We start from the raw sequence: 10,041 nt of genomic DNA, 5'->3' as shown, positions 1-10,041 counted from the left end.
CGCTGCCGGGGCCGCCGGGGCGGGGGGGGGCCGGGGGGGGGGGCCGGGGGCCCCCCCCCCGGGGGGGGGCCCCCCCCCCGCGGGGGGGGCCGGGGGGGGGCCCGGGGGGGCGCCCCCCGCCGGCCCCTCAGCCCGTGACGTCGCCGGAGGCCAGGGCGGCCGTGTCGTCCGTCTCGTAGGCGAGCCGGTCGTCCACGTCCACCACCCCGTCGACGGTCTCGCAGAGCCGCACCAGTATCGGCACGAGGCTGCGGCGCTCCAGCATGCCGCTGAGGGTGACCGTCCCGTCGTTGACGTCGACCGTGACGGCCGACGGCGCCAGCCCCATCGTGCGGGTCACGACGTCCTCCAGGATCTCCTCCTGGATCGCGCGGTCGCGGCGCAGGAACAGCTGGAGCAGGTCCCTGCGGCTGAGCACCCCGATGATCCGCCCCGTACCGTCCACGACGGGCAGCCGCTTGATGCGCCGGCGCTCCATGACGCGGGCCGCCTCGACGGCGCTCCACTGGGGCCGCGCCACGACGGCGGGGCTGGACATCAGCCCCTCGGCGGTGTTGGTGTTCGGCCCCGGCTCGCCGGAGGTGTGCCGGTGCAGCAGGTCCGCCTCGGACACCACGCCGACCGGCCGGCCGTCCTCGTCGACGACGGGGACGGCGGTGATGCCGAACTCGTCGAGCAGCCGCGCGATCTCCTTGAAGGACGTGCCGCGCTGCACCGCGACGACCTCCGGTGTCATCAGATCGGCCACGCTGCGGTGCCTCATTCGCTCGCCCGTCCCTTCGCTCGGTCCCCCCACCGAGGATGGGGGACGCGCCGCCCGCGCGCGGCCGGCACTCGCCGGTGACACCCGGGAAACGGACGGAACGCCGCAACCGTCCCCGCCAGGCCGTCAGAGCACGCCGCTGCCGTGCGGGGCGTACATGTCGAGCAGCCGTTCCCGCGTCGCCTGCAACCGGTGGGACAGCACCTGCCCGACCCACTGCGTCAGCGCCAGTCCGAAGGGCGGCTCCGCCTCGCACAGCGCCCGCACCACCGCCGCGTCGAACTCGTAGGCCCGCACCAGGCTCATCGCCTCGGCGCCGAGCTCCCACTCGTACGGCGGGAAGAGCCACGACAGGCCGACGAGCTCGCCGTGGCCGAGCATCTCGATGACGGCGGGGCGGCGACTGCCCGGCACGCGCGAGTCCAGGTTGACCGCGCCCGTGCGGACCACCCAGAACCGGTCCGCGGGGCGGTGTTCGTCGAAGACCCGCTCGCCCGGCTCGAACGACACCTCCTCGGCGAGGGCCAGCAGCCGCTCCCGGTGCGGAGCGGGCAGGGCGTTGATCCTCGGTGCTGTGCTGCTCATGTGAACCTCCTGGTGGACCCGCGCACCAGCGTCGTCCGCGCCGCCGGAGCGCGGCGGTGCCACCGGGTGCGCCGGGCGCGCGCCCGGCCCCGTCCGTGCGCCCCGCCCGGTACGACGGTGTCTTTCGAGCCTACTCACCAACCGGCCGGTAGGCCCCGCCCGCGGACCCCCGGCCCGCGGACCCCGGACCCCCGGCCCGCGGACCGTGGACCCCGGCCCCCGGACCGTGGACCCCGGCCCCGCCCGGGCGACCGGCCGGCTCGTCGCCCGCCGACGTCCCCGATCGGGCTCCCGGGCCGTCCCGGCCGGTCCGGAGCCGCCCGTGGCTCGCCCACCGGCGCCCGCGGCCGGCCCGCAGCCGCCACGGCCGGCGCGGAACCGCCATGGCCGGTCCGCGCGCGGTCCCCGGACCGGTTCGTGGGCACCGCCCGCCCGCGGCCGTCGCCGTGCGGCTGTCCGGGGGCGCGGTTAGCGTGAGGCCATGTCCGGACCCGAGCCCCTGAGGAGTGACATCGGCCGCCGCGTGGCCGCCCGCCGCGAACAGCTCGGGCTGTCCCGCGAGGAGGTCGCCCTGCGCTCCGGGTCGGCCCCGGGTTACATCCAGTACCTGGAGGAACAGGCGGCAACCCCCGGCATGGGCTTCCTGCTGCGCCTGGCCGACGCCCTGGAGACCACCGCCGTCGCCCTCGCCGGCGGCACCACGGACCTGCCGCCCGGGATCGGGCACGCGGCCCTCCACCCGGAACTCGTCGAGCTGACCCCCGCCCAGTGCTGGACGCTGCTCGGCACCCACGGGGTCGGCCGGGTGGCCGTGACCACCCACGAGGGGCCCGCGATCCTCCCCGTGAACTACCTCGTCGCCCAGGGCGAGGTGGCGTTCCGCACCTCCTCCGCGTCCCTCCCGGCCAGGGCCGCCGGCGCGGAGGTCGCCTTCGAGGTGGACCACATCGACGAGGCGTTCAGCCGGGGCTGGAGCGTCCTCCTCGTCGGGGACGCCCGCACCGTCACGGAACCGGGCGCGGTCCACGAGCTGGCGGAGCGGGCGTACACCACTCCGTGGGCGGGCGCCGGGCGTGACCTGTGGGTCGCCGTCACGCCCCACCGGGTCAGCGGGCGGCGCATCGACGTCCGGCACGGCGACGACGCGCCGCTCCCCGAGGTCTGACGCACGAGGTCGGATCGGGCCGTGCGGGTGGGCCCGGGGCGGGTACCCGGTGCGGGCGACCGGGCGCCGCCCGGCGCGGATCCCGTCCCAGCAGGAGAACCCACCGGAGGTGGTCGTGATGGCGTCCGGCATGGACGAGGACCGCCTGCTCGCCGAGATCGAGCGGCTCCTCGCGCGCGAGGACCCCGAGCTCGACGCCACGATGTCGGCCCTCGGCAGGCAGCTGACCGGCGACCCCTTCGCACACGGCGGGTTCCCGGCCGACCGGCCGCGCGACCGGCCGCGCGACCGCCCGGCCGACGGACCGGACGGGCGGGACCCCCGCGACTGGCGCAAGGTCACCTTCCTCGTGGCGGTCGTGGTGGCGGTGGTCGGGCTGGTCCTCACGGCGGTGCTGACCCAACCCGGGGACCCCGCGACCGACCCGTCGCCACCGCCCGCCCCGCCACCCGCCGGCGCCCCCCTCCATCCCTGACCGCGCCGGGTGCCTCCGTGGCGGTGGTCGCCGCCCGGGGCGTCCGCACGCCTCCACGGCGGTCGTCCCTCCCCGCACCACCCGACCGCGGCCGTCACCCACCGGGACGTCACACGGCGGCCGGTGCCCCGCCGTCCGCGCCGCCGTCCGCGGGCTCCGCCTCGGGGTCGTCCGGCAGGCCGGGCAGCAGCAGGAGCAGGTCCGGCACCCCGCACACCCGTACGTACGGCGACAGCCCCGCCAGCACCGCGACGGCCTCCGGCCGGGCACCGGCCGCGCGCGCCGCCGCGCACAGCCCGTCCCTGCCCACCCAGCCCGAACCGAACGCCCCCCGGGTACAGGCGGTGATCTCCTGTCGTGTCACCCTCGCCATGACTGCCGTCCTCCCACCGCCGCGTCCGCCCCGTCACCCAACGCGATCGTACCGTCACGAGCGGGGAGGCTCCCCGGCCTTGCGGCCGGGGGCCCGGTGAACGATGCGGGACGTGCGGGGTACCTCCCCGCGACCGCGCGGGGAATTGCCCGGAGCACCCCGCCCAGCGGTCCGTCGCCCCGCTCAACGGCCGCTCGGCTGCGCTAGATTGATGCTGCGCGCCGACCCCGCCCCGTACGGCCGGGACGGCGCCCGAGCCGCCCCCGGCGGCCGCACCGACCACTTCGCGACACCCCACCGCCACCCATGCCGCCGACCTCTTCGCGCGCTCACACCTGGGGGAGCCATGGCAGACGACGTCACCCGTACCGAGATCGCCGACCACCTGTCCGCCGTCTTCGCCAACGGGGCGCTGAGCCGCAGCGACCTGCTCATCGCCGCCGCCGGGGCCCGCCCGGAGGTGCGCGCGGTCCTGGAGGGCCTGCCCGACCGCCGCTACACGGAACTGCGGCAGGTGTGGGAGGACCTTCCCGCGCTCCCCGTCGGGTCCTGAACCGGCGACCTGCCCACCGGCGACCTGCCCACCGGCGACCGGCCCACCGCCGGGAGGGGGGAAGCGCCGGAGAGACGCCTCCTGCGGGTGACCGGATGGTCGATTCGTCGAACAGCAGGTGGTCGCCGACGCGGATCTCCGAGGCGTGGACGTGCGGGCCCTCGACGGCGACGGGACTGTCCGGGGAGTGGCCGAGCAGCGTAGGGGCCCCGGTGTGGCCGGACTCGATCAGGGTTCGCAGGCCGTGCCGGACCAACCGGGTCGTCGTCGGTGCGGGGTCGCTCAGCCAGCGCGCCGCGACACCGGTGGCGATGTCGGGGTGGTCACGGCTGATGTCGTTGAGGTGGCTGGCCACTGGCCTGCGGACGTATTCGGAGTCATCCCGGTACAGCGCGTCGAGCAGGGGCAGTGCGGGTGTCGGATCCGCGATCGGCCCCGGAAGCCGGGGCGCCCGGGGCCGTCTCGGCCGCGTGCCCCCACTGGCCAGTCGGCGGACGTGGAGGTCGGGACGGGAGGTCCACGGCGTCATGACCCGGAGCGCGCGTTCCAGGTCGGCACGGAGGAAGGGCCGGACGGAGATCTCCGCGGTCAGGCGCGGGGCGAGTTCCGCAAGCAGGGCCATGCCCGTTCCCACCCGCGGCGTCTCTTGCCGCACCTGCCGAAGCAGCCTGGCTACGACAAGCACCGCGCCAGGCGGCCGAGCTGCTCCGCCGGGTCATCCGGCTCCTGGCCACCGAGACCACCGTGTGGAGCGACGACGTGCGGATCGTGGACTCCACGGCCGGTGGAGCGTGGCCGCACACGCGGGACCGTCAAACGCGACCGCGGCGGTCCGGCACCGCGACTCCATGGGGCAGCCCGTCCTGCGCTCACTGGCCGCCTGTGACCACTGACCCCTGGAACCGATCGTCTAGCGCCGCGCCCGGTGGGCGGCCTCGGCGACGTCCCGCGCGCGGGACGGCGGCAGCCGCAGCAGGTACACGGTTCTCCCCAGCACCGCGCGCACGCAGCCGCGCGGCACGTACCACGGCTCCCCGAGGCGCACCTCGGACAGGGGCGCGCTGTCGATCTCGCTGCCCCGGCTGTTGAGCAGCGTCAGCCGCCCTCCGGCGACCCGGATCCGGCCGGCCGTCGTCAGTTGGCGCCACCCCCGCCGGATGAGCACGCCCCGCTCCTCGAACTCCCGCTCGGCCACGCCGCGCCCCCAGTCCCCACCGTCGGCCCTGCGGGGACCATACCCGCGCCAGGACGGCGGGAAATGCACCCTCCGAACGTCATCGGCGCCACACCCGGCACCCGCGGGGCCGCCCGGCCGGGACGCGGGGGAGTGGCGCCCGCCGGCGGGATACACGCCCGCCAGCACCGTTGGTCCCCCTGATCTGGCGCCGGACGAGGGGGACAGTGTTACAAATGAGCGTGGCCGCATTCACAGACCGGTTCCGGGGCGTGTCGGTCCGGTCACTGGCCGAAAGGCTTCCCCGCAGCGTCGCCGGGCAGGTGTTCGCCCTGCAGGTGACGCTGATCGTGCTGCTGGTGCTCGGCGCCGTCCTCGCCCTCCTCCTGCAGTCGCGGTACGACGGCGAGCGCGAGGCCCGCAACCGGTCCCTCGCCGTGGCCGAGACCTTCGCCCACTCCCCGGGCCTGCTGGAGGCGCTGGAGACCCCCGCCCCGTCCCAGCAGCTCCAGCCGCTCACCGAGACCGCCCGCCGGCGGGCGGGCGTGGACTTCATCGTCGTCATGGACACCGACGGCATCCGCTACACCCACCCTCAACCCGAGCGGATCGGGCAGCGCTTCGTCGGCACCATCGAGCCGTCCCTCGCCGGCCGGGTCCTCACCGAACGCGTCCAGGGGCCGCTCGGCGACGAGGTGCAGGCCGTCGTCCCGGTCACCGACGCGGACGGCCGGGTCGTCGCCCTCGTCTCCGCCGGGCTCAAGGTCGCCAACGTCACCGGCGTCGTCAACCGCCAGCTGCCCGTCATCCTCGGCACGAGCGCCGCGGGGCTCGCCGTCGCGACCGCCGGCTCGGCCCTCGTCACCCGTCGCCTGCGCCGCCAGACCCACGGCCTCGGCCCCGCCGAGATGACCCGTGTGTACGAGCACCACGACGCGGTCCTGCACGCCGTCCGCGAGGGCGTCGTCATCGTGGGCGGCGACGGCCGCCTCGTCCTCGCCAACGACGAGGCGCTACGGCTCCTGAAGCTCCCGCCGGGGGCCGAGGGCCGGCACGTCTCCGAGCTGCCCGGCCTCGACCCGCGGATCGCCGAGCTGCTCGGGTCCGGGCGGCCCGCCACCGACGAGGTCGTGCCCGCCGCCGGGCGGCTCCTCGCCGTCAACCAGCGCCTCACCCACCCCTACGGAGGGCCGGGCGGCACCGTCGTCACCATCCGCGACACCACCGAACTGCGCGCCCTCACCGGCCGCGCCCAGGTCGCCCGCAAACGCCTCAACCTGCTGTACGACGCCGGCGTGGGCATCGGCACCACCCTCGACGTGGGCCGCACCGCCGAGGAGCTGGCCGAGGTCGCCGTGCCGCGCTTCGCCGACTACGTCACCGTCGACCTCGCCGACCCCGTGCTGCGCGGCGAGGAACCCACCGGCAGCAGCACCGAGATGCGCCGCACCGCCTCCCGCGGCATCCGGGACGAGCACCCGCTCTACACGGTCGGCCGCATGATCGCCTTCGTGCCGTCCACGCCCCAGGCCAAGGGCTTCGGCTCCGGCCGCGCCGAGCTGGTGCCCGACCTGTCCCGCGCGCCCGGATGGCAGGCGCAGGACCCGGAGCGGGCGGGGCGGATCGTCGAGTACGGCATCCACTCCCTGATCACCGTGCCGCTCAAGGCCCGCGGGGTGGTCCTCGGCGTCGCCAACTTCTGGCGCTCCGAGAAGCCGGAGCCCTTCGAGGACGAGGACGTCACGCTCGCCGAGGAGCTCGTCGCCCGCGCCGCGGTGGCCATCGACAACGCCCGCCGCTACACGCGCGAGCACGCCATGGCCGTCACCCTCCAGCGCTCCCTCCTGCCGCGGGCGCTGCCCGAGCAGAGCGCCGTGGAGGTCGCCCACCGGTACCTGCCCGCCCAGTCCGGCGTCGGCGGCGACTGGTTCGACGTGATCCCGCTGCCCGGCAGCCGGGTCGCCCTCGTCGTCGGCGACGTCGTCGGGCACGGCCTCCACGCCGCCGCCACCATGGGCCGGCTGCGCACCGCGGTCCACAACTTCTCCACCCTCGACCTGCCGCCCGACGAACTCCTCGGCCGGCTCGACGACCTCGTCGGCCGCATCGACCAGGACGAGGCCGAGGCCGGCTACGGCGGCCCCGACGGCGGCGCCGGCATGACCGGGGCCACCTGCCTGTACGCCGTGTACGACCCGGTCACGCGGCGCTGCGCGCTGGCCCGCGCCGGGCACCCCATGCCCGCCCTGGTCCACCCCGGCGGCCACGTCGAGTACCCCGACCTGCCGGTGGGCCCGCCGCTGGGGCTGGGCGGCATCCCGTACGAGACGGCCGAGCTGGAGCTCGCCGAGGGCAGCCAGCTGGTCTTCTACACGGACGGCCTCATCGAGGAGCGCACCCGCGACATCGACGTCGGCCTCGACCTGCTGCGGCTGGCCCTCGCCCCGCCCGACGGCGTCGACCGCACCCCGGAGGAGAGCTGCCGGGCCGTGCTCGACGCCCTGCTGCCGGCCCGCCCCAAGGACGACGTCGCGCTCCTCATCGCCCGGACCCGGAGCCTCGGCCCCGACCGCGTCGCCGACTGGGACGTGCCCTTCCACCCCGGCGCCGTCTCGGGACTGCGGGCCGCCGCCGCCGAGCAGCTCGCCACCTGGGGCCTGAGCGACGCGGCCTTCACCACCGAGCTGATCCTCAGCGAACTGATCACCAACGCCATCCGCTACGGCACCGCCCCGGTCCACGTGCGCCTCATCCACGACCGCGTCCTCACGTGCGAGGTGTCCGACGGCAGCAGCACCTCCCCGCACCTGCGGTACGCGGCCACGACCGACGAGGGCGGCCGGGGGTTGTTCCTCGTGGCCCAGCTCTCCGAGCGCTGGGGGACCCGCTACACCGGGCAGGGAAAGGTCATCTGGGCCGAGCAGCAGCTGACCGGGCCGGGCGCCGCGTTCGGCGCAGGACGCGGAGCGGAGTTCTTCCTCGACGCCCTCGACGCCGACCCCCTCTGACAGCCCCGACCCGACGCGACACGCCCCGAGCCGGCCGCCCCGACCCGACCCGGCACGCCCCGACCCGCCCCGACCCCGACCGGCCCCGGCCCCGACCGGCCCCGGCCCCGACCGGATCCGACCCCCGCCCCGGGCCGACCGACCGCGACCCGCTTCCCGGGGACGGCCGCCGCGCGGTCCGACCCGACCGGCCGACACCCCCTAGGCTCGGCAGGCATGTTCACCCCCACCGGACCGACCGCCGTGGAGCTGGCCGTGCAGGCGCTCTCCTCCACCCAGCGGGGATACGACCTGCTCGCCCCGAAGTTCGACGAGACACCCTTCCGCACGCCGCCGCAGGTCCTCGACGCCGTGGCCGACGCCCTGCGCCCCCTCGGCCCCTTCCGCCGCGGGCTCGACGTGTGCTGCGGCACCGGGGCCGGCACCGCCGTCCTGCGGGAGCTGTGCCGCGAGCGGGTGACCGGGGTGGACTTCAGCGCGGGGATGCTGGCGCGGGCCCGCGCCGCGCTCCCGCCCGAACGGGGCCGCCCGGACCCCGGATGGGTACGGGCCGACGCGCGGGCGTTGCCGTTCCGTGAGGCGTTCGACCTCGCCGTGAGCTTCGGCGCGTTCGGGCACTTCCTGCCCGCCGAGCGGCCGGGGCTCTTCGCCGGGGTCCACGCCGTGCTGCGGCCCGGCGGGCGGTTCGCGTTTCCCGTGGCGGCGCCGCCACGCCCGGGGTCGGCGGCGTACTGGGCGCTGTGGGGCTTCGACGCGGCGATGCGCGTGCGCAACGCGCTGTGGCGGCCGCCCTTCGTGATGTACTACCGCACCTTCCGGCTCCCCGACGTCCTCGCGGACCTGGGCCGGGCCGGCTTCGACACGGCCCTCCTGCCCCTGCCCGCGCTCGGGACCCGCGCGGACGGGGCGCCGCGCTGCCGCCTGGTCGTGGCGCGCCGCCCCGGCTGACGGCGGGGCGGCGCGACGCGGGGCGGGACCGGTGTCAGGAACCTCTGCCGACCTCCTTGTTCACGGCGGCGGGGGAGTCGTACTCCTTGTCGGGCATGGACTTCAGCGCGTCCACGACCTTCTCGCTGGCGCCGTGCTCCTCGGCCTGACGGACGATGTCGTCCTTGGAGGCCGGGTAGCTGACGCCGCCCAGGTTCTTCTGCATCTCGATGGGGTTCACAGCCATGGCCGCCGAGTACCACCGGCATGTGCGGTCACACCTCCCGGCGTTCCGCAGGGCGAAGCCATCACGGTTGCATCACAATGTCGTGTGAAGGTCGGTCAGTGCGGGCATATCCCCGCGCGGGGGGCGGTGCCCCGCGTCCGGACGCCGCCGTGCCGCCCGACCTCTTCGCAAGCCCCCGGGAGACGTGCGTCGCCGTCCTCCCTCACCCCATGGCGTCGGAAAGGCAGGTACGCCCCATGCTGTTGGCGCATCCCGCTGTGCTTCGCGAGCTCGTGGCCCGGTACGAATCCCTCTGCGCCGCCGCGCAGGAGCGCGCCATCGCGCCGGATCTGCAACGCCGCCTGGAGGACGTGACGTACACGCTGTGCGTGACCACCGGGACCCGGCAGCTGGAGCACGCGCTGGCCGCCGCCCGCGCCAGGCTCGCCGCGACGGCGGCCGGCTGACGGGAAGGGTTCGGCGGCCCCGGCCCAGGGGTAGACCGGGGCCGCCACGGGTGTCCGCAGGGGAGAGCGGAGCACCCGGTGACGAACACGAGGGCGGCGCGAGGAGGGAGCGCCGCCCCGCCGTGTTCGGTCAGCGGGCACCGCGTGGCGCCTATCGGTGCCGCGGTGTCGTGCGAGCAGTAAATATATATACCGTTGAGTAAGCAAGAGCATGAAAAATTTCATGCTCGCCGATGGCCGGAAAAAGCCGGTGCCGCCCGACCGCACCGGGCCCACCGGGACACCCGCCGGAGCGCCGGACGAAGCCGCCCGCGCACCGGCCGCC

General features: G+C 76.0%; 11 protein-coding genes and 1 pseudogene. 7 read left to right on the top strand and 5 right to left on the bottom strand.

Annotation, left to right across the window (positions count from 1 at the left end; all coding sequences use genetic code 11):
- Nucleotides 1-127 precede the first annotated feature (127 nt).
- Both ACF053_RS22530 and ACF053_RS22525 read right to left on the bottom strand, forming a co-directional pair.
- The gene (locus ACF053_RS22530; RefSeq protein ID WP_391955567.1) at nt 128-763 is read right to left on the bottom strand and encodes a CBS domain-containing protein; all 636 of its coding nucleotides are present in this window, start codon (nt 761-763) and stop codon (nt 128-130) included.
- Nucleotides 764-889: 126 nt separating this feature from the next.
- Nucleotides 890-1,348 carry a Crp/Fnr family transcriptional regulator gene (locus ACF053_RS22525; RefSeq protein ID WP_391955566.1) on the bottom strand — a complete coding sequence of 153 codons (459 nt, stop codon included), beginning with the start codon at nt 1,346-1,348 and terminating at the stop codon, nt 890-892.
- Nucleotides 1,349-1,829: 481 nt separating this feature from the next.
- On the opposite strand from ACF053_RS22525, the gene ACF053_RS22520 reads away from it, so the two are divergent.
- Nucleotides 1,830-2,513: a helix-turn-helix domain-containing protein gene (locus tag ACF053_RS22520; RefSeq protein WP_391955565.1), complete on the top strand. Its 684-nt coding sequence runs from the start codon at nt 1,830-1,832 to the stop codon at nt 2,511-2,513.
- 118 nt (nt 2,514-2,631) lie between these two features.
- On the top strand, nt 2,632-2,988 hold the full coding sequence (locus tag ACF053_RS22515) for a hypothetical protein (RefSeq protein ID WP_391955564.1): 357 nt from the start codon (nt 2,632-2,634) through the stop codon (nt 2,986-2,988).
- Between the two features lie 109 nt (nt 2,989-3,097).
- Here ACF053_RS22515 and ACF053_RS22510 read toward each other — a convergent pair whose 3' ends face one another.
- Entirely contained in the window at nt 3,098-3,361 is a 264-nt protein-coding gene (locus tag ACF053_RS22510) for a hypothetical protein (RefSeq protein ID WP_391955563.1), read from the bottom strand.
- 346 nt (nt 3,362-3,707) lie between these two features.
- On the opposite strand from ACF053_RS22510, the gene ACF053_RS22505 reads away from it, so the two are divergent.
- Nucleotides 3,708-3,914: a hypothetical protein gene (locus ACF053_RS22505; protein WP_391955562.1), complete on the top strand. Its 207-nt coding sequence runs from the start codon at nt 3,708-3,710 to the stop codon at nt 3,912-3,914.
- A gap of 619 nt (nt 3,915-4,533) precedes the next feature.
- Nucleotides 4,534-4,734: pseudogene (locus tag ACF053_RS30250) on the top strand (IS982 family transposase); the annotation flags it as partial.
- A 90-nt stretch (nt 4,735-4,824) separates the two neighbouring features.
- On the opposite strand, the gene ACF053_RS22500 reads toward ACF053_RS30250, so the two are convergent.
- Nucleotides 4,825-5,109: a hypothetical protein gene (locus ACF053_RS22500; RefSeq protein ID WP_391955561.1), complete on the bottom strand. Its 285-nt coding sequence runs from the start codon at nt 5,107-5,109 to the stop codon at nt 4,825-4,827.
- A gap of 215 nt (nt 5,110-5,324) precedes the next feature.
- Between ACF053_RS22500 and ACF053_RS22495 the strand changes: the two genes are divergently transcribed.
- On the top strand, nt 5,325-8,096 hold the full coding sequence (locus tag ACF053_RS22495; RefSeq protein ID WP_391955560.1) for a SpoIIE family protein phosphatase: 2,772 nt from the start codon (nt 5,325-5,327) through the stop codon (nt 8,094-8,096).
- Nucleotides 8,097-8,312: 216 nt separating this feature from the next.
- A complete protein-coding gene (locus ACF053_RS22490) occupies nt 8,313-9,044 on the top strand; it encodes a class I SAM-dependent methyltransferase (RefSeq protein ID WP_391955559.1) in 732 nt (243 codons plus the stop codon).
- A gap of 34 nt (nt 9,045-9,078) precedes the next feature.
- On the opposite strand, the gene ACF053_RS22485 is transcribed toward ACF053_RS22490, so the two are convergent.
- Entirely contained in the window at nt 9,079-9,270 is a 192-nt protein-coding gene (locus ACF053_RS22485) for a DUF2795 domain-containing protein (protein ID WP_391955558.1), read from the bottom strand.
- Between the two features lie 236 nt (nt 9,271-9,506).
- Here ACF053_RS22485 and ACF053_RS22480 point away from each other — a divergent pair, with 236 nt between their 5' ends.
- A complete protein-coding gene (locus ACF053_RS22480; RefSeq protein WP_058941940.1) occupies nt 9,507-9,716 on the top strand; it encodes a DUF5133 domain-containing protein in 210 nt (69 codons plus the stop codon).
- Nucleotides 9,717-10,041: the final 325 nt, after the last annotated feature.

The sequence above is a fragment of the Streptomyces kanasensis genome (genome assembly GCF_043077165.1).
Lineage (GTDB): Bacteria > Actinomycetota > Actinomycetes > Streptomycetales > Streptomycetaceae > Streptomyces > Streptomyces changanensis.
Note: the sequence above shows the minus strand (reverse complement) of the source record. Positions and strands in the feature narration are given on the sequence as shown.